At 72.6% G+C, this 22,667-nt stretch carries 16 protein-coding genes; 7 read left to right on the top strand and 9 right to left on the bottom strand.

Annotation, left to right across the window (positions count from 1 at the left end):
- Positions 1-142: 142 nt before the first annotated feature.
- The 3 genes from GTY47_RS13485 to zapE form a co-directional block, all read right to left on the bottom strand.
- Positions 143-1,633, bottom strand: coding sequence for a SulP family inorganic anion transporter (locus GTY47_RS13485; protein WP_010034086.1), 1,491 nt, complete (start codon positions 1,631-1,633; stop codon positions 143-145).
- Between the two features lie 8 nt (positions 1,634-1,641).
- Complete coding sequence (locus GTY47_RS13490) at positions 1,642-2,223, bottom strand: carbonic anhydrase (protein WP_010034087.1); 582 nt, start codon at positions 2,221-2,223, stop codon at positions 1,642-1,644.
- 709 nt (positions 2,224-2,932) lie between these two features.
- Positions 2,933-4,030, bottom strand: a complete 1,098-nt coding sequence (zapE, locus tag GTY47_RS13495) for a cell division protein ZapE (protein WP_029180760.1) — start codon at positions 4,028-4,030, stop codon at positions 2,933-2,935.
- Positions 4,031-4,067: 37 nt separating this feature from the next.
- Between zapE and GTY47_RS13500 the strand changes: the two genes are divergently transcribed.
- The 5 genes from GTY47_RS13500 to GTY47_RS13520 all read left to right on the top strand — a co-directional run bounded on the left by GTY47_RS13500 (position 4,068) and on the right by GTY47_RS13520 (position 9,059).
- Positions 4,068-4,883, top strand: coding sequence for a pyrimidine reductase family protein (locus GTY47_RS13500; RefSeq protein WP_029180761.1), 816 nt, complete (start codon positions 4,068-4,070; stop codon positions 4,881-4,883).
- A 251-nt stretch (positions 4,884-5,134) separates the two neighbouring features.
- Positions 5,135-5,608, top strand: coding sequence for a hypothetical protein (locus GTY47_RS13505; RefSeq protein WP_010034099.1), 474 nt, complete (start codon positions 5,135-5,137; stop codon positions 5,606-5,608).
- An 81-nt stretch (positions 5,609-5,689) separates the two neighbouring features.
- A complete protein-coding gene (gene murC, locus GTY47_RS13510) occupies positions 5,690-7,081 on the top strand; it encodes a UDP-N-acetylmuramate--L-alanine ligase (RefSeq protein ID WP_010034101.1) in 1,392 nt (463 codons plus the stop codon).
- Positions 7,082-7,095: 14 nt separating this feature from the next.
- On the top strand, positions 7,096-7,503 hold the full coding sequence (msrB, locus tag GTY47_RS13515; protein ID WP_010034103.1) for a peptide-methionine (R)-S-oxide reductase MsrB: 408 nt from the start codon (positions 7,096-7,098) through the stop codon (positions 7,501-7,503).
- 89 nt (positions 7,504-7,592) lie between these two features.
- Positions 7,593-9,059 (top strand): glycoside hydrolase family 3 N-terminal domain-containing protein, encoded by a 1,467-nt coding sequence (locus GTY47_RS13520; protein WP_086012464.1) that lies wholly within the window; start codon positions 7,593-7,595, stop codon positions 9,057-9,059.
- A 4-nt stretch (positions 9,060-9,063) separates the two neighbouring features.
- Here GTY47_RS13520 and GTY47_RS13525 read toward each other — a convergent pair whose 3' ends face one another.
- Entirely contained in the window at positions 9,064-10,332 is a 1,269-nt protein-coding gene (locus GTY47_RS13525) for a cellulase family glycosylhydrolase (protein WP_010034106.1), read from the bottom strand.
- A gap of 8 nt (positions 10,333-10,340) precedes the next feature.
- On the opposite strand from GTY47_RS13525, the gene GTY47_RS41840 reads away from it, so the two are divergent.
- Together GTY47_RS41840 and GTY47_RS13540 are read left to right on the top strand one after the other, a co-directional pair.
- Positions 10,341-12,113, top strand: coding sequence for a BadF/BadG/BcrA/BcrD ATPase family protein (locus tag GTY47_RS41840; RefSeq protein WP_324604435.1), 1,773 nt, complete (start codon positions 10,341-10,343; stop codon positions 12,111-12,113).
- An 80-nt stretch (positions 12,114-12,193) separates the two neighbouring features.
- A complete protein-coding gene (locus tag GTY47_RS13540) occupies positions 12,194-14,374 on the top strand; it encodes a glycoside hydrolase family 3 N-terminal domain-containing protein (protein WP_078602737.1) in 2,181 nt (726 codons plus the stop codon).
- Here the strand turns inward: GTY47_RS13540 and GTY47_RS13545 are convergent.
- The 5 genes from GTY47_RS13545 to GTY47_RS13565 form a co-directional block, all read right to left on the bottom strand.
- Positions 14,338-15,216, bottom strand: coding sequence for a carbohydrate ABC transporter permease (locus tag GTY47_RS13545; RefSeq protein ID WP_010034111.1), 879 nt, complete (start codon positions 15,214-15,216; stop codon positions 14,338-14,340). The two genes, GTY47_RS13540 and GTY47_RS13545, sit on opposite strands and share 37 nt — an antisense overlap.
- Entirely contained in the window at positions 15,213-16,250 is a 1,038-nt protein-coding gene (locus GTY47_RS13550; protein WP_010034112.1) for a sugar ABC transporter permease, read from the bottom strand. The genes GTY47_RS13545 and GTY47_RS13550 overlap by 4 nt, the downstream gene beginning before the upstream one ends.
- Before the next feature lie 2 nt (positions 16,251-16,252).
- Positions 16,253-17,626 carry a sugar ABC transporter substrate-binding protein gene (locus GTY47_RS13555; protein ID WP_010034113.1) on the bottom strand — a complete coding sequence of 458 codons (1,374 nt, stop codon included), beginning with the start codon at positions 17,624-17,626 and terminating at the stop codon, positions 16,253-16,255.
- A 128-nt stretch (positions 17,627-17,754) separates the two neighbouring features.
- Positions 17,755-18,426 (bottom strand): hypothetical protein, encoded by a 672-nt coding sequence (locus GTY47_RS13560; RefSeq protein WP_010034114.1) that lies wholly within the window; start codon positions 18,424-18,426, stop codon positions 17,755-17,757.
- Positions 18,423-22,631: an NEW3 domain-containing protein gene (locus GTY47_RS13565; RefSeq protein WP_010034115.1), complete on the bottom strand. Its 4,209-nt coding sequence runs from the start codon at positions 22,629-22,631 to the stop codon at positions 18,423-18,425. The genes GTY47_RS13560 and GTY47_RS13565 overlap by 4 nt, the downstream gene beginning before the upstream one ends.
- Positions 22,632-22,667 lie beyond the last annotated feature (36 nt).

Below are 22,667 nucleotides of genomic sequence, written 5' to 3' on the forward strand. Positions count from 1 at the left end.
CCCGATTCGTCCGTTGCTGTAACGATATGCCTGGACTCGGGGTCGGGGCCATGCCTCGGGGCCGGGGCCGCACACGCGAAGGTCCGGGGCGCGCCCCTGGGGCACGCCCCGGACCAGGGGTGTGGGAGTTCCGGCTACGTCGCTACGCGGCCGTGACCTTCTCGGCCTCCGGTGACGGCTCCGGCTCGTGGACCTTCACCGGCTCCGTGCCCGTCGCGCTGTGGCGTTCGGCCCAGCTCTCCAGGGCCGTGCGGCAGGCGTGGTCGAGGTGGTGCAGACCCGAGAGGTCGAGCTCGACCGGGCGGTCCTGGGGCAGTGCCTCCAGGCTGTCGAGGATCTTCGGCAGCCGCAGGAAGGTCGCGTTGCCCGACAGGTACGCCTGGATCGGACCGGCGCCCTTGTCGATGACCTCGAGCTTGACGTGCGAGGCCTCCCAGGCGGTCTTGACGACCGACAGGGCCAGACCGATGAGCACGCCCTCGAACATGTTCACCGCGACGATCGACACGGCGGTGACGACGAGGATCAGCGCCTCACCCTTGTGCGCCCGCCACAGCGCCGCGACCTGGCGGAACGGGATCAGCTTCCAGCCCGCGTGCACCAGGATGCCGGCCAGGGCGGGGAGCGGGATCAGGGCCAGGGCCCACGGCATCGCGGCGGCGAACAGCAGCAGCCACACGCCGTGCAGCACACGGGACGCCTTGGTCTTCGCACCCGCGTTGACGTTCGCCGAGCTGCGTACGATCACCGCGGTCATGGGCAGCGCGCCGAGCAGACCGCACACGGTGTTGCCCGCGCCCTGGGCGATCATCTCCTTGTTGTACTGGGTGCGCGGACCGTCGTGCAGCCGGTCCACGGCCGCCGCGCTGAACAGGCTCTCCGCGGAGGCGATCAGCGTGAACGCGATGATGGTGCCCCAGATGGCCGGGCCGGCCAGCTCGCCGAAGGCCCCGGCCCCGGGCGGCTGGATGACGCCGAGCAGGCCCTCCACCTCGACCGTGGCGACCGGCAGGCTGAAGGCGAGCGTGGCGAGCGTGGCCAGGACCACCGCCGCGAGGGCGCCCGGCACCGACTGCACGGCCTTCGGCAGCTTCTTCCACAGCACGATGACGGCGATCGTGCCCGCGCCGATCGCGAGCGAGATCATGGCCTCGGTGCTGCCCAGGGCGTCGGCGAACGCCCCCGGCAGCCCCACGATCTTGCCGATGCCGGTCTCCGGCGCCTTCAGGCCCGCCGCCGCGTAGATCTGCCCGGCGATGATGACCAGACCGATACCGCAGAGCATGCCCTCGACGACGGAGACGGATATCGCCCTGAACCAGCGGCCTATCCCGAGGAAGCCCATGGCGAGTTGGAGCAGACCGGCGAGCAGCACGATCACACCGAGTGCGGCCACCCCGAACTCGCTGACGGCCTCGAAGACCAGCACGGTCATGCCGGCGGCGGGCCCGGACACCTGGAGGCTGCTGCCGGGCATCAAACCGGTGACGAGGCCGCCCACGATGCCGGTGATCAGGCCGAGTTCGGCCGGGACACCGGAGGCGACGGCGACGCCGACGCAGAGCGGCACGGCGACGAGGAAGACGACGATGGAGGCGAGGAAGTCCTGCCTCAGGTAAGGGAACTTGGTCATGGTGTCCCTCACAGGGTCTCGAAGGTGTCGGTCTCCGCGTGGTGCTGCCACACGGTTCCGGTGTGCACTTCGTAGAACCATGCGTGCAGGCCGAGTCGGCCCTCCGCCAGCCGGCGCTCGATGCACGGGTACGACCGCAGTCGCAGCACCTGGGTGAGGACGTGGTTCTGCACGGCTTCGGCGACCGTCGGGTCGGCCGGGTCCTCGCACTTGGGCTGTTCGGCGGCGTGCGCGAGCCAGTCGCGCACCGCCGGTACGGCGGCGAGGTCGTCGCCCCGTACCACCGCGCCCACGGCACCGCAGTGCGAGTGGCCGCAGACCACGATGTCCTTGACGCCGAGCACTTCCACGGCGTACTCGATGGTGGCCGCCTCGGAGGTGGGGTGCTCCAAGGCGTACGGGGGGACGATGTTGCCCGCGGTGCGCAGCTCGAAGAGCTCGCCGGGCCGGGCGCCCGTGATCAGGGCCGGTACGACCCTGGAGTCGGAGCAGGTGATGAACAGGACGTCGGGGGACTGGCCCTCGGCGAGGCGGGCGAACTCCTCAGGGCGCTGTCCGAACATGCGGGCGTTGTCGATGAGGGGTTGCATGAGTGTGGTGACTCCTCCTGGCGCGCAGTGGGGGCGCGTCGGACGGGCATGACAGAGGTGGGGGATGGAACTGCTCAGTTCCTCAGCAGCGGAAGACCTGAAGCGCTGCCGGAGTGTGCGACGCCGAGGATCTCGACGTGCGTTCGTGCGCGACGCCGGGTCTGTCCCGGTCCGGTGCTGTCGGCGTCATGTGCCTCAGCGGGGTCCGCTCGGGCGCCGAGGGCGCGGAGTCGGTGCTGTGGAACCGGTCGCGGGTCCGCAGGGGGCCGGTCGGGCCCCCGTGGTGTCCGGCGCGGCAGGTCGCGATCTCGTCGCGCAGAGCCTTCCCGGAAGATTTGGTTCCGGGGCGCGAAGACATGCCGGAGGGTTCAGTTCCGGGCTGAGCCTTGGCCTCGACTTCACTGGGCGTGTGCGCGGATGCGAAGGATGCCGTCGGTGCGAAGAACTGAAGGGCGAGCAGGACGGCGGCGAGGAGCGACACCACGGTCCGTGCCGTCGTACCTCGGTACATGCGCCCCCCTTCAGGTGATTCGCACATCTAGCGATGACCAACACTTGGTCAATGGCTGGTCAAGAAACACGTTAACCCTGCAAAGTCGTTTGCAGGGTTAACTTAACGTTTCAAGCTGAAGAGAGCCTGAAAACCGTGGGTGGGTTGGCTTGAACCAACCCTTGCCGCACGGCGGTTGGCGCGATATTGGGGCTGTGGTTACCGGGAGTTCGCCAGCTTGGCCGCGTCGCGGGCCAGGGCGGTGAGCCGGGAGATGGCCCGGAAGTACTTCTTGCGGTAGCCGCCGTTCAGCATCTCCTCGCTGAAGAGCTGGTCGAAGGGCAGGCCGGAGGCCAGCACGGGCACTTCACGGTCGTAGAGCCGGTCCGCGAGGACGACGAGCCGGAGTGCCGTCGACTGGTCGGGAACCGGCCGCACGCCGGTGAGGCAGACGGCCTTGATTCCGTCGGTCAGGGCGCCGTACCGGCTGGGGTGCACCCGGGCCAGGTGTTCCAGGAGGGGCGAGAACGCGTCGAGTGAGGCGCCCTCGGTGGCGTGCGCCGCGGTGGTCACCTGTTCGTCGGAGTACGGCGGCGGCGCCTCGGGCAGGCCGCGGTGGCGGTAGTCCTCGCCGTCGATGCGCAGGGCGCGGAAGTGGGCCGACAGGCCCTGGATCTCGCGCAGGAAGTCGGCCGCGGCGAACCGGCCCTCACCGAGCTTGCCGGGCAGCGTGTTGGAGGTGGCGGCGAGCGCGACGCCCGCGTCGACGAGCTTGCCGAGCAGGGTGGAGACCAGGACGGTGTCGCCGGGGTCGTCGAGCTCGAACTCGTCGATGCAGAGCAGGCGGTGGCCGGACAGGGTCTGGACGGTCTGCTGGAACCCGAGGGCGCCGACCAGGTTGGTCAGCTCCACGAAGGTGCCGAACGCCTTGCGGGCGGGCTCGGCCGGGGTGGCGTGCCAGAGGGACGCCAGCAGGTGGGTCTTGCCGACGCCGTAACCGCCGTCGAGGTAGACGCCGCGCGGGCCGGCCGGGGCCTTCTTCGGCGCCCTGCCGAAGCCGAACAGCCGCCGCCTGCCCGAGTCGGCCGTCCCGCCCAGACCCGCCGCGAAGCCCTCCAGGACCCGGACGGCCTCCGTCTGGCTCGGCTGGTTCGGGTCGGGGATGTACGTGCTGAAACGCACCGAGTCGAACCGCGGCGGCGGCACCATCTCGGCGACCAGCCGATCCGCGGGTACGTGCGGCTCACGCGCGCACAGGGAGAGCGGGGCCGCGTCGGTCATGGGGCCGGTTCCGGAGGGGGCAGGGGAGGAGGACACGGTTCACCATGCTACGGGGCGTGGAACACTGCACGGCATGCGACGTCTGTTCCCTGTGACCGATGAAACAGCAGCTCCGGACCCGGGCGGGAGGCCCGCGGAGGCGGCTCGTGACGGGGCCGGACGGGAGTGGAGTCTGGCCGAGCTGGCCGCCGCGTACGCCTATCCCGCGGCGGGGCCCGGCGGGCCGCTGCCGTGGCTGCGCGCCAACATGGTGTGCACGCTGGACGGGGCCGCCCAGCACGACGGCCGTTCGCAGCCCATCTCCAGCGCGACCGACATGCGGATCTTCGGCACACTGCGGGCGCTGGCGGACGTCGTGGTCGTCGGCGCGCAGACGGTGCGCCAGGAGGGGTACCGGCCGGCACGCGCGCGTGCCGAGTTCGCGGAGGCGAGGGAGGCGGCCGGGCAGGGCCCCGCACCCGCGATCGCGGTGGTCTCCGCCAGCCTGGACCTGGACTTCTCGCTTCCACTGTTCACCTCGCCCCTGGTGCCCACCCTGATCCTCACGGGGGCCTCGGCCGCCCCGGACCGGGTCGCCGCCGCCGAGAAGGCGGGCGCCCGGGTGGTCACCGCCGGGGACGGCATCGGCGTGGATCCGGCCCGGGCCGTCCAGGCCCTCGCCGCCCTCGGCCACACCCGGCTGCTGACCGAGGGCGGCCCGCGGCTGCTCGGGCAGCTGGTGGCGGCCGGTGTGCTCGACGAGCTGTGCCTGACCGTCTCCCCGATGCTCACCGCCGGCGACGCGCAGCGCATCGCAGGGGGGCCCGCCGTCACGGTGCCGCAGCGCTTCAGGCTGGTGTCGATGCTGGAGGAGGACGGCTTCCTGTACACGCGGTACGGGCGGTCCTGACGTACTGAACCGCCCGGCACGGGGTACAGGTGTCGGCGGCCGCACAGCCGAACCGGTCGGTAGGCCCGGAATCGGGGCGGTGGTCGTCGCCGGTCCGGTCATCGACGGAATGTGCCGTTCCGTTTGGTTTCCTGAAGGCACACTGGATCCGGCAGTGCCCGTGCGAACACGGGGCAGGATGGTTTCCGCAGGGCCCGGCACGGCCTACGGAGGAGTGGGGCCGCGGGCCCCGGGAGCAGAAGGGGCGCCTGGTGTTCACAAGCGTATTGATGATCGAGAAGGCCCTGACGTCCGCCGACGTGGAGTTCGTCACGACCTTGCACGGGGAGGAGCCGGTCTCCTTCCAGGTGCTGCTCCAGCCGCGCGGCGAGCAGGCGGACCGGCTGCTGCGGGCCATCGACGACGTCGCGCTCGGCGAGCTCGACGAGGCCGTCCGCGAGGGGGAGACGCCGGAGGGCGAGGAGGCGCTGAGCGTCGGGCAGCGGGCGCTGGAGGTCTCACTCGCGGCGTTGCGGGCGTCCGGGAGCGGGGCCGAGGGGCGGCTGATCGAGGATCATCCGCTGGACGCGCTGAAGTCCCTGGTGGAGGAGGTCGGCGCGGATGAGGTCATCGTGCTGACCGACCCCCACTACGTGGAGGAGTTCTTCCACCGGGACTGGGCTTCCCGGGCCCGGCACAAGGTGGGCGTGCCGGTGCTGAAGCTGTTCTCGCACAGCAAGGCGTAGCCGTCGGCGGTGTCAACGGCTGTGAACGCTTCGGCATAGGCTGTGCCGCTGAACGTTCCGCACACGTACAGGGAGACACGCATGGCACCCGGCCTTCCCACCGCCATGGACCGACCGCACTTCATCGGCATCGGTGGGGCCGGGATGTCGGGGATCGCGAAGATCCTCGCGCAGCGCGGGGCCGTCGTGGCGGGCAGTGACGCCAAGGAGTCGGCGACGGCCGAGGCGCTGCGGGCGCTGGGCGTGACGGTGCGCATCGGGCACGCCGCGGAGCACCTGGCCGACGATGCCAGCTGTGTGGTCGTGTCGTCGGCGATCCGGCAGGACAACCCCGAGCTGGCCCGCGCGGCCGAGCTCGGCATCCCCGTCGTGCACCGCTCCGACGCGCTCGCCGCCCTGATGGAGGGGCTGCGCCCGATCGCGGTCGCCGGTACGCACGGCAAGACGACCACGACCTCGATGCTGGCGGTGTCGCTGAGCGAACTGGGCCTGAAGCCGTCGTACGCGATCGGCGGGGACCTGGACGCGCCCGGCTCCAACGCGCAGCACGGCGAGGGCGAGATCTTCGTCGCCGAGGCGGACGAGTCGGACCGCAGCTTCCACAAGTACGCGCCCGAGGTCGCGATCGTCCTCAACGTCGAACTCGACCACCACGCCAACTACGCGTCGATGGACGAGATCTACGAGTCGTTCGAGACGTTCGTGGACCGCGTCACCGAGGGCGGCACGCTGGTGATCGCGGCCGATCACGAGGGCGCGCGGGAGCTGACCCGCCGGGTCGCGGGACGCGGCGTGCGGGTGGTGACGTACGGCGAGTCGCAGGACGCCGGCGTGCGCATCCTGTCGGTCGTGCCGCAGGGCCTGAAGAGCCAGGTCACCGTGGTGCTGGAGGGCGAGGAGCTGACCTTCACGGTCTCCGTGCCCGGCCGCCACTACGCGCACAACGCGGTGGCCGCGCTCGCGGCGGGTGTGGCGCTCGGCGTCCCCGCCGAGGAGCTGGCTCCCGCGCTGGCGGCGTACACGGGCGTGAAGCGGCGGCTCCAGCTCAAGGGCGAGGCCGCGGGTGTGCAGGTCATCGACTCCTACGCGCACCACCCCACCGAGATGACCGCCGACCTGGAAGCCATGCGCGGCGCGGCGGGCGACGCCCGGATCCTGGTCGTCTTCCAGCCGCACCTCTTCTCGCGGACGCAGGAGCTGGGCAAGGAGATGGGCCAGTCCCTGGCCCTGGCGGACGCCTCGGTCGTGCTGGACATCTACCCGGCCCGTGAGGACCCGGTCCCCGGCGTGACCAGCGAGCTGATCATCGAGGCGGCCCGGGCGGCGGGCGCGGACGTGACGCCGGTGCACGACAAGGCGGACGTGCCCGCCGTGGTCGCGGGAATGGCGAAGCCGGGGGATCTCGTTCTCACCATGGGAGCGGGCGACGTCACCGACCTCGGCCCGCGCATCCTGGACCGTCTGTCGAACTGAGGGGCTGGAGGCTCATGCCGTACGACGTCGAGAAGCCGGACGAGCAGTGGCGCGCGGAGCTGACGCCGGGCGAGTACGCGGTCCTGCGCCAGGCGGCCACGGAGCCCGCCTTCACCGGTGAGTACACCGACACCAAGACGCGGGGCGTCTACTCCTGCCGCGCCTGCGGGGCGGAGCTGTTCACCTCGGACACGAAGTTCGAGTCGCACTGCGGCTGGCCGTCCTTCTTCGACCCGAAGGACACCGACGCGGTGGAACTGATCGAGGACCGTTCCCACGGCATGGTCCGCACGGAGGTGCGCTGTGCGCGCTGCGGCTCCCACCTCGGACACGTGTTCGAGGGTGAGGGATATCCGACGCCCACCGACCAGCGGTACTGCATCAACAGCATCGCGCTGCGACTGGCGCCCGAGGAGGCCTGAGCCAGCCGCCGGTGAATCGGTGAACCACAGGGCCGTTGACTAATGGCTCAGTGAGCCAGAGGATGTCCGGGGTGACCTCCTCCGCGCACATGTCCGCAGATCCCGCCGGCCTTCCCGTCGACCTCGACGAGGCCGCCCACCGCTGTCTCGTCGCGGGCTTCGACGGGACGACGGGTGTCCCGGACGAGCTCAAGCGGCTCGTCGACCGGGGGCTCGGCGGGGTCATCCTCTTCACCCGCAACGTGCGGGACGCGGAGCAGGTGCGGCGGCTCACCGGGGAGCTGCGCGCCCTGCGGCCGGATCTGCTCGTGGGCATCGACAACGAGGGCGGCGGGATCGGGCACCTGGTGGGTGCCGGCGCTCCCGAGGTGCCCGGGTCCTTCGCGCTCGGTGTCGCCGACGACCCCGGACTGACCGCCCGGTGCGCCGACGCCCTCGCCGGGCATCTGGCCTCGCTCGGCATCACGGTCTCCTACGCGCCGGTCGCCGACCTCCAGCACCATCCGCGCAACCCGATCGTGCGCACCCGCTCCTTCGGTGCCGAGCCGGTGCTCGCCGCCCGGCATCTGCGGGCCTGGATCGCCGCCACCGAGCGGCGGGGCGTCGCCTCCTGCGCCAAGCACTTCCCCGGCCACGGCGGCACCGAGACCGACAGCCATCACGGCATCGCGGTCGACCCGCGGCCGTACGACGAACTGCGGGCCGACCTGGAACCGTTCCGGGCGGCCGTCGGCGCGGGCGTGCCGATGCTCATGAGCGCGCACGTCGTCTTCCCGGCGCTGGACCCCGAGCGGCCCGCCACCCTGAGCCGGCGCATCCTGGGCGATCTGCTCCGCCACGAGCTGGACTTCGACGGGGTCCTGGTCAGTGACGCGCTGGAGATGAAGGCCATAGCCGACCGCTACGGCGAGGCCGCCGGGGCGCGGATCGCCCTCGCGGCGGGGGCCGACCAGGTCATCGTGGCCGTGCCGGACCTGGAGGTCACCCTGGCCTGCCGGGACGCGGTGCTCGGCGCGCTGGGCTCCGGCGTGCTGCCCGAGGAGCGGCTCCGGGAGGCCGCCGGGCGGGTGCGGCGGCTCGCAGAGCGGTACGCGGCTCCGGCCGGGGCGGTCGGCGGCTGGGACGCGGGGGCCGGGCTGGAGGCGGCCCGCCGGGCCGTCCGCGGCGGCCCGGTGCCGGCGGCCGTGCGGGGCGCCCACGTCGTCGACCTGTTCCCGCCGCCGCACCCCGCGCTCAACTGGGGCGGCGAGGACCTGCTGACGGCAGTGCGCGCCGTCGATCCCGCGGCCACGGGCACCGCGGTCAGCGGGGAGCCGGCGGACCCGGCCGCCCTGGTGGCGGAGATCCTCGGCACGGCCGGTGACGCGCCGCTGGTCGTCGCCACCTGCGATGCCGGGCTGCACCCCTGGCAGGAACGGCTGCGCGCCGCCCTGCTGGCCCGGCGGCCCGATGCCGTACGGGTCGACACCGGGCTGCCGGAGGGCGGCGCGCTGTGCTCCTACGGGCGCGGGCGGGTGAATCTGCGGGCCGTCTCCGAGGTGCTGGCGGGCGGCTGAGCCCCTACGGCACCCGTACGACCTCCTTGATGCCGCGCGCCGCCAGGTACGCGGCGTCGTCCACCCGGGCCGCCAGGACCACCGCCGGGCGGACGCCCTCGGTGCGCAGGGCCATCCACGCGTCGAAGTACGCGCCTCCCGGCCCGGACACGGAACGCGTGGACGGTGTGCAGTCGAGGACGAGGGCCGTGTCGCGGGGGCGGGCCGGATGGTGCCCCGCGCGGACCTCGGCGACCGTCTCGGCGAGGGCGGTCGCGATCGGCTTGGCGCCGCCCCGCGCGTCGAACAGGCCCAGCGTGTACTCCAGTTCCGGGTAGTCGGCCAGCGAGCGGTCCACGTCGTGGGAGCACCACCACGTCACGCCCCACAGGCCCTCGCACCCGGCCGCGTTCCGTACGGTCGCCCGGGCGAACTCGGGCGCGTCGGCCGCCGGGACGTGCGGTTCCGGGGCGCCGGTCTCCTGGACCCAGACCGGGCGGGCCGGGTCCTCGGCGTAGGCCTTGGCGAGTTCCGTGCCGTACTCGGCGAGGTGCAGCACCTGCGGGGAACGGGGGCCGTAGCGGCGGGCGCAGTCGCCGGAGAACACCCAGGGGTGGACGGTGGTGACGTCACCCTTGCGGGCCGATGCCTGAGGAGTGAAGGGGTGGTCGTCGCCGTACCAGGCGGCGTCGTAGGCGGAGTGGGTCGCGAGCCGGCCCCGGGGCAGGTGCTCGCGGGTGGCGGCCAGCAGGGTGTCGAGGTAGTGGTCCACCTCGTCCGGGGTCACCGGGTTGTGCTCGACCAGGTTGTTGAGCTCGTTGCCGAGCTGGAGGCCGATGAGGTTGGGGCGGTCGGCGAGGGCGCGGCCGAGGGTCCGCATGAGCTCGGCCTGGGCGGCGACGGCCTCCGGGTCGGTGAAGACGTTGCGGTGGTGCCAGCTGCGGGTCCACTCCGGGTAGAAGTCGAAGCTGGACAGATGGCCCTGCACGCCGTCCACCAGGACGTCGAGACCTGCCTCGGCCGCCAGGTCGACCAGGTGCGCCAGCTGGTCCACGGCGGCGGTGCGGATGAGTGTGCGGTTGGGCTGGAGGAGCGGCCAGAGATGGAAGACCCGGACGTGGTCGAGGCCGAGCGCGGCGATCTGGTCCAGGTCCTCGCGGGCGTGCTTCGGGTCGAAGTCGTGCCAGGAGTGGAACCAGCCGCGGCGGGGCGTGTAGTTGACGCCGAAGCGGAGCGTAGGGATGGGATCCTCCTCGGGTCGAGGCTTGCCCTGGGTGAATGCATCAATCACCATAGTCGGCGATGGGTAATGAATTGAACCAGGAGCGTCAAGGCGCCTCGTCTCTGGTGATCGGTATCGACGCGGGCGGCACACGGACCCGTGCGGTGCTGGCGGCGGCGGACGACGGACGCCCGGTGGGCGAGGGCGCCGCCGGGCCGGGCAACGCCCTGACCGTGCCGCTGCCGCAGCTCACCGAGCACCTCGCCGAGGCCATCGGGCGGGCCGTGCCGGAGCCGGTCCGGGGCCGGGTCGTGGCCGTGGCCGGCGGTTTCGCGGGCGCGACGGACGCCGCCGCCGACGAGCCGGGGCGGCGCAACGCCCTGGCCGCCCTCACCGCCGCCCTGTGCAGCCTGGGCATCGACGCCGGCCCGCCGGTCATCGGCAGCGACATCGAGGCGGCCTTCGCCTCCGCCCCGGGCACACCGGCCGACGGTCTCGCCCTGGTGGCCGGTACGGGCGCGGTCGCCATGCGCATCACCGGACGCCGTGGCACCGCCACCGTGGACGGCGACGGCTGGCTCCTCGGCGACGACGGCAGCGGTTTCTGGATCGGCCGCGCGGCGGTACGGGCCGCGCTGCGCATGGCCGACGGCCGGGGCGCGCCGACCGCGCTGGCGGAGAAGGTGGGGCGAGAACTCGGAGTCCCGGCCGACGCGCTGCCCGGCGGGGCGTCCGGCGGCGTGGCCGGTGGCGCGGTACGCAGACTGTCCCCCGACGTGGTCCCGGGCACCGGGGAGAGCGCCTCGGGGGACGGGCAGCACGAGGCGGTGCCGCCGGTGGCCGGGCCGACCGCCGCGGGTGGGCGGTCGGCGGGCCCCGGGCGATCCGGAGGGGGCGGGGTCGCGGGTGGGCGGCCGGCTGGTCCGGGGGAGACCCCGGTGGCTGGGGTCGCTACCGGTGGCGCCGGGTCTGGGGAGGGCGCGCCGCGTGACGGGGGGCATGAGGCGGTGCCGCCGGTGGCCGGGCCGACCCCCGCGGGGGAGCGGCCGACGGGTTCGGGGCAGACCGGAGCAAGTCGGGCCGCAGGCGGAGGGTCGGCGGGCCCGGGGCGGGCCGATGTGGCCGGGGCTGCCGGTGAGCGGTCGGCTGGGCCGGGGGAGTCCGGTGTGGCCGGGGCTGCGGGCGGGCGGTCGGCCGGGCCGGGGGAGACCCCGGCGGCCGGGGGCGTGAGCGGCGCGGCCGGGTCTGTGGAGGGCGCGTCGCGTGATGGGCGGCCTGAGGGTGTGCCGCCGGTGGACGGCTCGGCCACTGGGGGTGAGCGGCCGGCGGGGACCCCGCAGGCCGGAGTGGCCGGAGGTGCGGGCGGAGGGTCGGTGGACCCGAGGCAGACCGGTGTGTCCGGGGGCCCCGTGCAGACCGGCGTGGGCGGAGGTGTGGCCGGTTCTCCGGCCGTGGGGCGGCGGCCCCTTCCGCCCCACGATCACGTCCACTGGTCCCGCCCGCACCGCGAGGCCTACCGCAGGCATGTGCTGCCCGCCGTCATGGCCGAGGCCCCGATCCGGCTGGCACGGCTCGCGCCGCTGGTCGTCGCGGCGGCCCGGGACGCCGAGGACCCGGTCGCCCTGGCGATCCTCGACGAGGCGGCGGACCACCTCACGGAGACCGTGCGGGCGTTGGAGCCGAGTCCCGGGGAGCGGGTGGTCGCCACCGGCGGGCTGCTCGGACCCGACGGGCCCCTCACCGACCGCCTCGCAGCCCGCCTCCACGCCCTCGGCCTGACCCTCGACTGGGTCCCCGACGGCTGCCGGGGCGCCGTCGCCCTGGCCCGTCTCGCCCACGGCGGCCGTACGTGACCGCCACCCGGCAGGGCACGCCCCTGTACCGCGATCCCACCGCCCCGGTCGACGTGCGTGTCCGTGACCTGCTCTCCCGTATGACTCTGCGCGAGAAGGCCGGCCAGCTCAACCAGCGGATGTACGGCTGGGACGCCTATCGCCGCACTCCCGACGGCGGCTTCGAGCTCACCGACGCCCTGTACGCCGAGACCGAGCGCTTCGCCGGACTCGGTGCGCTGTACGGACTGCTGCGTGCCGACGCCTGGTCCGGGGTCGGCCACGCCACCGGATCCGGCGCCGAGGACGGCGCCGAACTGGCCCACCTCGTCCAGCGCCACGTCGTCGAGCGCAGCCGGCTCGGCATCCCGGCCCTGTTCGTCGAGGAGGTGCCGCACGGGCACATGGCCCTCGACGGCACGGTCCTGCCCGTCAACCTGGCGGTCGGCGCCACCTGGGACCCCGGGCTGTACGAGCGGGCCGCCGCCCATGCCGCCGCCGAACTGCGCGCCCGCGGCGGGCATGTCGCCCTGGTCTCGGCCCTCGACATCGCCCGTGACCCGCGCTGGGGGCGGACCGAGGAGTGCTTCGGCGAGGATCCGTACCTGGCCGCCCGGCTGACCGAGGCGCTGGTGCGCGGCATGCAGGGCGCACCCGCCGAGTACGTCCCCGCCGACAAGGCCCCCGTCGTCCTCAAGCACTTCGCCGGGCAGGGCGCCACCGTCGGCGGCCGCAACTCCGCCGAGTCCGAGCTCGGGCTCAGGGAGCTGCACGAGATCCACCTCCCCGCCGCCCGTGCCGGGGTCCGGGCCGGAGCCGCCGCCGTCATGGCCGCCTACAACGAGGTCGACGGCCTGCCCTGCTCCGGGAACCGTGCCCTGCTCCACGAACTGCTCCGAGAACGCTGGGGCTTCCAGGGGCTCGTCATGGCGGACGGACTGGCCGTGGACCGGCTGGCCCGGATCACCGGGGACAAGGTCTCGGCAGGAGCCCTCGCGCTCAACTCCGGTGTGGATCTGAGCCTGTGGGACGAGGGCTTCACGCATCTGGAGACGGCGGTCGAGCGGGGTCTGGTGAGTGAGGCCGCTCTCGACGAGGCCGTGGCGCGCGTCCTGCGGCTGAAATTCCGCCTGGGACTGTTCGAAGATCCCTACCGCACCTGCCCGTTGCCGCCCCCGGCCGTCGGGCGGCACGTGAGCACCGCCGTCGCCCGCGCCGCCGTCACCCTCCTCCGCAACGACGACGGCGTGCTGCCCCTGTCCACGGCGACCGTCTCCCGTATCGCCGTCCTGGGCCCGCACGCCGACACCGTCGCCCACCAACTGGGCGACTACACCGCCCCGCAACGGCCCGGCACCGGCACCAGCGTCCTCGACGGGCTGCGGGGGCTCGCCCCGGCCGGGATCGACATCCGCCATGCCCGGGGCTGCGCCCTCACCGGCGGCGACCTGTCGGGCATCCCCGAGGCGATTGCCCAGGCCGCCGCCTGCGATGTCGCCGTGCTGGTGCTGGGCGGCAGCAGCGCGCGCTCCGCCGGGACCGAGTTCGACGCCAACGGGGCCGCGCGCACCGCCGTGTCCGAGATGACCTGCGGCGAGGGCGTCGACCTGGCCGGGCTGCGGCTGGGCGACGCACAGTACGCGCTCCTGGAGGCCGTCGTCGCGACGGGGACGCCGACAGCGGTCGTGCTGATCCAGGGCCGCCCGCACGTCGTGCCCGACACGGCGGCGACGCTGCTCACCGCCTTCTACCCCGGCCCGTGGGGCGGTGCGGCGATCGCCGAAGTGCTGCTCGGACTCGCCGAGCCCGTCGGCCGGCTGCCGGTCTCCGTGCCCCGTTCCGCGGCCCAGCTCCCCGTCTACTACAACCACAAGGACACCGAGTACGGCGGCTACGTGGACGACCGCGCCGAGCCGTCGTACTCCTTCGGGCACGGACTGTCGTACACGAGCTTCGCGTACGGTCCGCCGCGGCTGTCAGGGCACGGTGTCGAGGCCGACATCACCAACACGGGCCGGCGCCCTGGCCGTTCCGTCGCCCAGCTCTATCTGCGCCGGCTGCGGACCCCCGTCTGGCCGCGCACGCTGGAACTGCACGGATTCCGGGCCGTCGACCTGGCGCCGGGCGAGACCCGCACCGTCACGTTCCCGCTCGGCGCCGACCTCGCCGCCGCCGTTCCGCCCGGCACGGTGGTCGAGTTCCGCGTCGCGGAATCCGCGCGGGCGGCCCTGACCGCCGTACCGACTCAGAGCTTCACGGCCCCCGAGGAAACCCCCTTGTAGAACCACCGCTGGGTGATGACGAACAACACCAGCACGGGGATCACGGAGATCACCGAGCCCGCCATCACCATCCGCTGGTCGTAGCCGAAGGACGAGCTCTGGAGCCGTGCCAGGCCCAGCGTCAGCGTGAAGTGGTCCTCGGTCCGCAGCACGATCAGCGGCCACAGGAAGTCGTCCCAGGCGCTGATGAAGGTGTTGATGGTGACGACGAGGATGGCGCCGTAGGCGGACGGCAGATACAGGTACCGGAAGCGCTTCCACTCGCCCGCCCCGTCCAGCATGGCCGCGTCCTCGATCTCGCGCGGCACGGCGAGGAACGCGGCCCGCATGATGAGGACGTTGATCGCGGCGACGAAGCCGGGCAGCCAGACGCCCACCAGGTTGTCGACCAGGCCCATGTCCCGGATGCTGAGGAACAGCGACACCATGATCGACTCGAAGGGGAACATCATGGACGCCAGCAGCACGATCCACACCAGCTTGCGGCCCTTCCAGCCGGGCTTGGACAGCATGTAGCCGGCCATGGTGGAGAAGACGAGCTGGCTGGTGATGGACAGCAGGGCGACGAACACGCTGTTCCTGATGTACGTCCACACCGGCACCTGGTCGAAGACCTCGCGGTACGCCCGCAGCGACGGGTGGTGGGGGATCAGTGAGGCGCCCGCCCCGAAGACGTCCTCGCCCGCGCCCTTGAGGGACGACAGCAGCTGCCACAGCAGCGGGCCGACGGTGATGAAGAGGACGAACACCAGCAGCAGGTAGCGGACGACCAGTTCGCGCGGTCGGCCGTAGTCCCGCCAGCGGGGCATCAGACGTCGGCGCTTGTCGACGGCGGTCGTCATGCCTCGTCCTCCTTCGTCAGGCGCTGGGCGAGCAGCGTGAGGCCAAGGGTCAGGGCGAACAGGGCGACACTGACCGCCGCGCCGTAGCCGGCGTTGCCGGTGAGCGGGTCGAGGCCGACGTCGCGGATGTAGAACGGCAGCGTGCGGTCGGCGCCGCCGGGGCCGCCGGTGGAACCGCCCAGCATGTAGATCTCGGTGAAGACCCGCAGGGAGCCGATGCCGGTCAGCGTGCCGACCAGCATCATCGACTGGCGCACACCGGGGACGGTGACGTGCCAGAAGCGGCGCACCGGGCCCGCCCCGTCCACGGCCGCCGCCTCGTGCAGTTCCCTGGGGACGTTCCCGAGGGCGGCCAGGTAGAAGATCATGTACCAGCCGAGGCCCTTCCACAGGGTCAGGCCCATCGCCGACAGCAGGATCAGCCAGGAGTCGGACAGGAACGGGATGGCCTCGCGGATGATGTGGGCCTTCTGGAGCCAGGTGTTGACCAGTCCCTGGTCGCTCAGCAGCCACTGCCAGCTCAGGCCGACCACCACGCTGGAGGCGAGGACCGGCGTGTAGAACGCCGAGCGGAAGAAGCCGATGCCCGGCAGGTTCTTCTCCACGAGGATCGCGAGCAGCAGCGGCAGCAGCACCATCAGCGGGACGACGAACAGCGCGTACAGCAGGCTGTTGCGGGTGGCCAGCCAGAAGTCCGGATCGCTCAGCATCCGGCGGTAGTTCTCCAGGCCGACGACGTCGTACGCCCCGCCGAGCGGCTTGGCGTCGGTGAAGGAGACGACGACCGTGTTGAGGAACGGGAAGACCCCGAACACGGTCGCGCCGACGATCGCCGGGGTCATCCACAGCCAGGGCAGCCACCAGCGGCGGTAGAGCGCCGCGCCCCCCGCGTCGGCGCTCGGGCCGGGCAGGACGAAGCGGAGGGCGCGGCGCAGGGGCCCCGGCGGACGGTGCGAGGGGGAAGCGCCGGGGCGTCGGGCGCCCGCACCCGGGGGGACGGGGACGGGCGCCTTGTGGACGGTCGGTTGGGTCATCCTCAACTGCCCTGTTCGATCAGCTGGTTCGCCTTGGACTGGGCCTCCTTCAGAGCGTCCTCGGCGCTCTTCTTGCCCTGCATGGCCAGCTGGATCTGGGCCGAGATGGCGTTCAGCTCACCGGGCGTCAGCGCGATCTCGTCGGCCGTGGCGGTCTTGCGGTCACTGGCGACGATCTTGCGGGCCTCGGCGAAGGGGTCGTCGCCCTTGACCGACTGGAAGAACGGGTCGTTCAGGGAGGCCGTGGTGGACGGGAAGATGACGACGTTCGGGTCCTTGGCCCACTCCAGCTGGTTCTTCGCGTTGGTCAGGAACTGCGCGAAGGCCAGTGCCGTCGAGGCGTTCTTGCTGGTGGAGGCGACGCCGATGTACTGCGGGGCGCCGACGGTGTGGCCGAGGGCGTCCAGCATGTAGCGGGCCACACCGGTCTTCTTGTAGACGCTCGGGTTGTTCTGCTGGATGAACCGCAGGAAGTTGGGGTTGGTGGGCCCGTAGACCAGCTTGCCCTGGCCGTAGACGTTGGCCGGGTCCTGCGTGTTGGACAGGGAGTCCCTGGGCATGCCGCCGGCCTTGTAGAGCTTCGTCATGGCCTCGACCCACTGGACCGTCTTCGGGTCGTCGGCGAAGGTGAACTTCTTGCCGTCCTCGGACAGGACCTTGATGCCCATCTGCTGCCAGTCGGCGGGGATGCGCAGCTGCGGGTTGGCGAGGAAGGCGTAGTACTTGCCGTCGGAGACCTTGGCTATCTTCTCCGCGTCGTCGAACAGGCCGAGCACGGTCGTCGGAGGTTTGGCCGGGTCCAGGCCCGCCTTCTTCATCAGGTCGGTGTTGAAGGTCTGCACGATGCCGCCGGAGTACCAGGGCAGCACGCTGTGCACCTGCTTGCCGTCCGCGTCGGCGTACATGCTGGACTTCCACATCGCGGGGGTGAACGGCTTGCCCGCGTCCGGTGCCTTGTCGTCCAGGTTCAGCAGGTAGCCGTTCTTCGTCAGGGCCACCGCCGTGTTGACGTTGATGTTCACCACGTCCGGCAGCGTGCAGCCCTGTGCGTCGGCGACCAGACGCTGGGTGAAGGTGGCGTCGCCCGGGTCGTCGATCCAGTTGACCTTGGTGCCGGGGTGGGCCTGCTCGAAGGCGTCGATGACGCCGTTGAAGTACTTCCCGAAGTCCTTCTTCAGGTTGGTGGTCTGGAAAGTGATCTTTCCCTTGACGTCTCCGGAGAGCTTGCCGGAACCGACGTTGCCCTTGTCGACCTTGCAGCCGCCGGCCGTGGCGCCGCCGCCGTCGGAACCCCCGCCGGACAGACCGCAGCCGGCGGCCGTCAGTGTCAGGACGACCAGACAGGTCAGGGATCCGGTGAGTCCGCTTGCGCGCATTGCTGCCCTCCTGGGACCAGTCTTCGCTGGATCAAATCACCAAGTTGGACTTCGATTGATGAAAAGGTGGACCAGAATTCATCGGAGGTCAATGGTTTGCCGTGTTGCTGTTCGGTTGCGTACGGCGATCAGTGCCGGTGCTCGTGGTCCGGCTGAGAGGGGTCGCCGGGGTGCTCGTGGCCTTCGGCGTACACGACGTCGGCTCGGGCCCGGTCGAGCCAGTCGAAGAACGCGCGGCGGGCCGCGGCCTGCCGCAACTGCTGTGCGATGCCGTCGCGGACGTGCTCGTAGGGCCGGATGTCCGAGGGGGCCGGGTCGTCATAGGGGTCGACGCCGCGCCGTAGGGCATCGGGGGTGAGGTAGCGGTCTCGGTTGCGGTCGTAGTAGTCCCGTACGGCCGTCTCGGGGATGTGCTGCTCGCGTTCCAGGTCGGCGAGCAGGGCTCGGGCGGCGGGGGAGTGGGCGAGGGCTGCCGCGATGATGCTGCCCAGGTCGGCGACGTCGGTTTCCGGGACGGTGAGCAGTTGCATCGGCAGGACGTCGTCCGGTGGGGCCAGGCGGCGTGCTGCGCAGGCGCGGCGGGCGAGTGCGTCGGTGACGATGACCTGCGTGGCCCAGCGTCGCCGTTGGCGTTCTGCGCGGGCGGAGAGTGCCGCGGTGTGTTGTCGTGCGTGTGCGGCGGCGTGGTGGTTGCTCGCGCGGTTCCCCGCGCCCCCAGGGAGACCGGCGCTCAGGAAGGTCTCCACGTGCTGCTTCGGGATCCGTTCTCCACGGACGCTCGCCGCGTAGTCCTCCGTCATGGCGTCACCTCCAGCTCCACCGCCTTCGTGTAGGCCACGCAGCCGTGCCAGGCGAGCTTCGCCATCAGCCAGTACGAACCCGGGGGGATCGCGTCGCCGTCCACCTCGATCGCGCACTCCTGTCGCTCCCCGCCGGGCACCGTGAAGCCCTGGCAGGCCGGGGTGACTCCGGGCCACGTGCCCCAGGAGGACACGGCCCACAGGGTGCCGTCGACGGGGCCGCGTGTGGGGTTCCGCAGGGTCACGGGGACCCGGGCCCGTTCCCCCCGGCGCACGGACACCCGCTCGACTCCCAGATCGGTCACCAGAGTCGGGCCCGTGTGCCCGCCCGGCACGTCCAGGGCCACCACGTCCTCGTACGTCTGGCCGCCGTGCGAGAGCCGCGCGGCGAGCCAGTGCCGGCCGGGGGTGGCGTCCTGCGTGGGTGTCACCGTGACGTCCGTGAGGGTGAAGCCGCCGGGGGCGAGGTGGTAGGGCAGTTCGGCGGGTTCGGTGGTCCAGCCGGGGGGTGTCTCGAAGGTCACCGTGCCCGACACGGGCGCGTCGGTCAGCTCCGAGCCGACCCGGACCGTCGCGGTGACCGGGCCGTCGGCGGTGAGGGCGGTGGGGGAGAGGTACACGGCGACCGGCATGTTGCCGCGTGGTGCGGGGCCGGAGTTGTGGAGCCAGTAACGGGTGGCGACCGGCTGGGCGGGCTCGTGGGCGTCGATGCCCGGGCCGACCGTGCCTTCCGGCGCGTGGGCCGGTGTGGCGAGGAGGGTGGCGACCTCGAAGCCGGTCAGGTCGGCTTCGAGGCCGCCGGTCTCGTCCGGGGCGAGGGGCGCCCCGGGCCTCTCCAGCACGTCGGCGCGGGCGCCCGCAGCCCATGCCACCGGCCCGGCGACCCGTGCCCGTACCGGCCGGCCGTCGACCTCGTGCACGCGGACGACGAGGCCCCGTCCCGGATCCACGGGTGCCGCGCTGCCCCGGGCCAGCGGGGAGCCGAGCGGCTTCAGCGCGTCGAGCAGCACCTCGCCGGCGGGTTCCAGGCCGAGCAGGGCGGCCTTCCTCGGCAGCGCACCGGAGGACTGCCGCAGCCGTGCCGTCAGCGGACGGTTGTACGCGTGGCCCGCCTGCGGCAGCCGCAGTTCGCGCCAGTCGCCGGTGCCCGCGACGACGGCGTACTCGAAGGTGTGGGACCAGCGCTGGAGCTGGAACCCCGAGCCGTCCGGAGCGGTGCGGCGCGGCGGGTCCACCCAGATCCCGGACGGCCAGCCGGTGCAGGAGCGCATCAGGGACATGTAGAGGTCGCCGGAGGAGGTGACCACGCAGCCGGGCGTGCCGCGGTTGAGGATCGCGAAGCTGCGGCCGTCCCAGGCGTCGCCGGGCGGCAGGGCCTCGCCGCCGCCGGCGGCCGTGGCCGTCACCGTGAAGTCGTCCAGGTCGGTGACGATCGCGTCGACCGCCTTGGCGTCGTCCTCGGGGCGGGCGCCGGCCACCACCAGCAGCGGCAGGCGTTCCAGGTCGCGCAGATCGGCCCCGGGGATCCACTCCTCGCGCAGACAGGCGCGCGGCGCGACCCAGACGGCGGCCACGCGCCGTTCGGCCAGTTGGCGCCTCAGCTCCCGGCCGGCCGCCGGGTCCCAGCCGAGCGCCTCGGCGACCACGGCGTTGCGGTCGGGGCCGCCGACGGCGATCCGGAGGTCCGGGAGGTTGGAGTCGACCTCCAGGTCGCCGTAGCGCGGGCCGCCCGCGATCGTCGAGGTCGCCGTGACCCCGGCGCGGACCAGTGCCGCCGCGAGCGGGGTGCCCAGGTCGCCCGCGACGTCCCAGTCGGGGTACACGAGTTCGGCGACGCCGATCGAGCGGTGTCCGAGGAGCGTGCCGGAGTCGTCGTGGACGGCGACGCGGGCGGTGGAGCCGAGACCGAACCAGGTGTTGGCCGGGTTGTCCAGCGTCCACGGGAACCGTTCGCTGTCCACCTCGACGAAGCCGAACCCGCGTCCGATCACCGCGTCCGCCACCTCGTGCACCGGCAGCCCGCCGCGTACGTCCGAGGGCCAGCGCACCCGGATCAGCCGGTCCGCGCCGTCGTACCCGTCGACGGTCGTCGTGACGTCGAGCCGGTCGACGCCCTGCCACAGGGTGAGCCGCTGGGTGTAGCGGAAGAGGCCGAGGTCGGCGGTGACGGTGACCCGGGAACCGGCGGGGGAGTGCTCGACGCGCACCTCGGCGGTCACGTCCCGGCTGCGGGCCGCGGTCGTGCCGGTCGGGGTGAGGTGCCAGGGCCCCTCGCCGAAGCGCGGATGCCTCGGGTACTCCTCCTGGACCACGATCTCGTTGCCGATGTCACCGGGGCGCAGCAGCTCCCGGCCGCCCTCGGCCAGGGCGCGCAGCCGGCTGACGCCGCCGCCGCGCGCCGGGTCGACCGTCACCTCGTAGAACTCGTTGCGGATGGTGAGGCCCTCGCCGGGCGCCCACCCGGGAGCGGAGCCCTCGGTGAGCGGGAGCGCGGTGAGGCCCATGCCGGGCACCTCCGGGACGACGACATGGAGCCGGCCGTCCTCCCGGACCGCGGGCAACCCCCGGGGTACGAGCCCCGGGTCCTCGACGGTCAGCACGTCACGGCGCTCCCAGGTCGCGGAGTTGAACACCACCAGGTCGGGGCCGTCGCCCGGGGCGACCTGGTCGGCCAGGGCCTGGGTCGCGTCGGCGTGGACGCTGCGGGCGAGGTCGTGCAGCTCCCGCCAGCCGGTCATCAGGTCGATGTAGACCTGGTCCGACTCCGAGCCGGTGATGGCGTCGTGATGGGCGCCGTAGACGAGTTGCCGCCAGGCCTTGTCCAGGGCCGCGTCCGGATAGGGGCGGCCGGTGACGAGGGAGGCGAGCGTCGCCCAGGCCTCGGCGTCGGAGAGGAGCGTCTCGCCGTACCGCTGGGCCTGCTTGGTGTCGATGTAGGAGACGTCCTTGCCGGTGTAGACCGGGTTCATGTCGCGGGTCTGGGGCGATGCCCTGCGGCCCTCCCTCTCCAGTTCCGCGCGCACGGCGGCGAAGAAGTCCCGGGGGATCGCGCTGACGAAGCGGGGCCAGACGTACCGGGCGTTCCAGTCGCGGTGGATGTCCATGACCCAGCGGCACGGCGGCGCGTAGTCCCCGCCCACCGGGAGCAGCACGTTGCGGGTGAGGGCGACCGGCTTGAGCCGCTGGAAGAGCCGGTACGCGGCGGCCTCCGCCTCGGGCAGGGTGGGGGCGTTGTCGATGGCCCAGCCGGCTCCGTAGTGGTTGACCATGTAGGCGGTGAGCAGGCCGCGTCCCGAGGGGGCGATCCAGTCGAACTCGGCCGGGAACTGCATCCGGCCCGGGTCCCTCGGCTCCTCGCCGAACACCGACAGCGTCGGCCCCCACTGGTGGAACGGCCCGCGCGCCCACGAACTGGAGCTGACCCCCGCGTCCGCCATCAGCCCCGGGAACTGCGGGTCGTGCCCGAAGGCGTCCAGCTGCCAGGCGGTCTGAGGGGACGCCCCGATGATGCCGCGCTGGAAGCCGTCGCCGTACAGGGCGTTGCGGATCGTCGCCTCGGCGCCGGTGAGGTTGGTGTTGGGCTCGTTGTAGGTGCCGCCCATGATCTCGACGCGGCCGGTGCGGATCAGCTGCCGCAGGAAGGCGCGCTCCTCCGGGAAGGCGTCCCAGTACGGCTTGAGGTAGTCGACCTCCGCGAGCACGAAGGTGTACGCCGGGTCGCGGCGGGCCAGGTCGCAGTGGGCCCGGACCAGGCTCATGCCGGACTGGCCGCGCGAGTCGAAGGTGCGGGCGGGCAGGCCGGTGGAGGCGGGGTCGTCGGCGACGTCCCAGGTCTCGGTGTAGGCGCCCTGGGTGTTCCACCAGACGGGGTCGTAGTGGAAGTGGCTGACCATGAACATGGTCCAGCCGGGCTCGGCCGCCGTGAACTCGCCGGCGCGGGTGGTGACTTCCTCGCCGTCCGCCGCGGTGACCGTGATCACGCGGCGGTCGCCGGGGACCAGGTCCTCGCCGGTGACGGGGACCTCCGCGCGCACGGTGCCGCCCTCGCCGACGGTGGCCTCGGTGGTGCCGGTGAGGCCCGGGCCCTCGACGGTGAGCCGTACGGTCCGGCCCGGAGTGTGGCTCAGCTCGACGGCCACCACCTGGCGCGGCTGCTCGGTGGTCCCGGTGAAGAGCTCGGTCGACTCGACAGAGGTGACGCGCATGGGGCTCCTACGAGTGCTCTGGGGGAGCCCCATCCT

Origin of the sequence: Streptomyces sp. SID5464 (assembly GCF_009862985.1) — a bacterium.
In the GTDB taxonomy this organism is placed as follows: domain Bacteria; phylum Actinomycetota; class Actinomycetes; order Streptomycetales; family Streptomycetaceae; genus Streptomyces; species Streptomyces chartreusis_D.

Bases quoted from the DNA above. Each gene is read 5' to 3' on its own strand.
- GTY47_RS13485 (WP_010034086.1), bottom strand. From the start codon at position 1,633: ATGACCAAGTTCCCTTACCTGAGGCAGGACTTCCTCGCCTCCATCGTC.
- GTY47_RS13490 (WP_010034087.1), bottom strand. From the start codon at position 2,223: ATGCAACCCCTCATCGACAACGCCCGCATGTTCGGACAGCGCCCTGAG.
- GTY47_RS13500 (WP_029180761.1), top strand. From the start codon at position 4,068: ATGCGACGTCTGTTCCCTGTGACCGATGAAACAGCAGCTCCGGACCCG.
- murC (WP_010034101.1), top strand. From the start codon at position 5,690: ATGGCACCCGGCCTTCCCACCGCCATGGACCGACCGCACTTCATCGGC.
- msrB (WP_010034103.1), top strand. From the start codon at position 7,096: ATGCCGTACGACGTCGAGAAGCCGGACGAGCAGTGGCGCGCGGAGCTG.
- GTY47_RS13520 (WP_086012464.1), top strand. From the start codon at position 7,593: ATGTCCGCAGATCCCGCCGGCCTTCCCGTCGACCTCGACGAGGCCGCC.
- GTY47_RS13525 (WP_010034106.1), bottom strand. From the start codon at position 10,332: ATGGTGATTGATGCATTCACCCAGGGCAAGCCTCGACCCGAGGAGGAT.
- GTY47_RS41840 (WP_324604435.1), top strand. From the start codon at position 10,341: ATGGGTAATGAATTGAACCAGGAGCGTCAAGGCGCCTCGTCTCTGGTG.
- GTY47_RS13540 (WP_078602737.1), top strand. From the start codon at position 12,194: ATGACTCTGCGCGAGAAGGCCGGCCAGCTCAACCAGCGGATGTACGGC.
- GTY47_RS13545 (WP_010034111.1), bottom strand. From the start codon at position 15,216: ATGACGACCGCCGTCGACAAGCGCCGACGTCTGATGCCCCGCTGGCGG.
- GTY47_RS13550 (WP_010034112.1), bottom strand. From the start codon at position 16,250: ATGACCCAACCGACCGTCCACAAGGCGCCCGTCCCCGTCCCCCCGGGT.
- GTY47_RS13555 (WP_010034113.1), bottom strand. From the start codon at position 17,626: ATGCGCGCAAGCGGACTCACCGGATCCCTGACCTGTCTGGTCGTCCTG.
- GTY47_RS13560 (WP_010034114.1), bottom strand. From the start codon at position 18,426: ATGACGGAGGACTACGCGGCGAGCGTCCGTGGAGAACGGATCCCGAAG.
- GTY47_RS13565 (WP_010034115.1), bottom strand. From the start codon at position 22,631: ATGCGCGTCACCTCTGTCGAGTCGACCGAGCTCTTCACCGGGACCACC.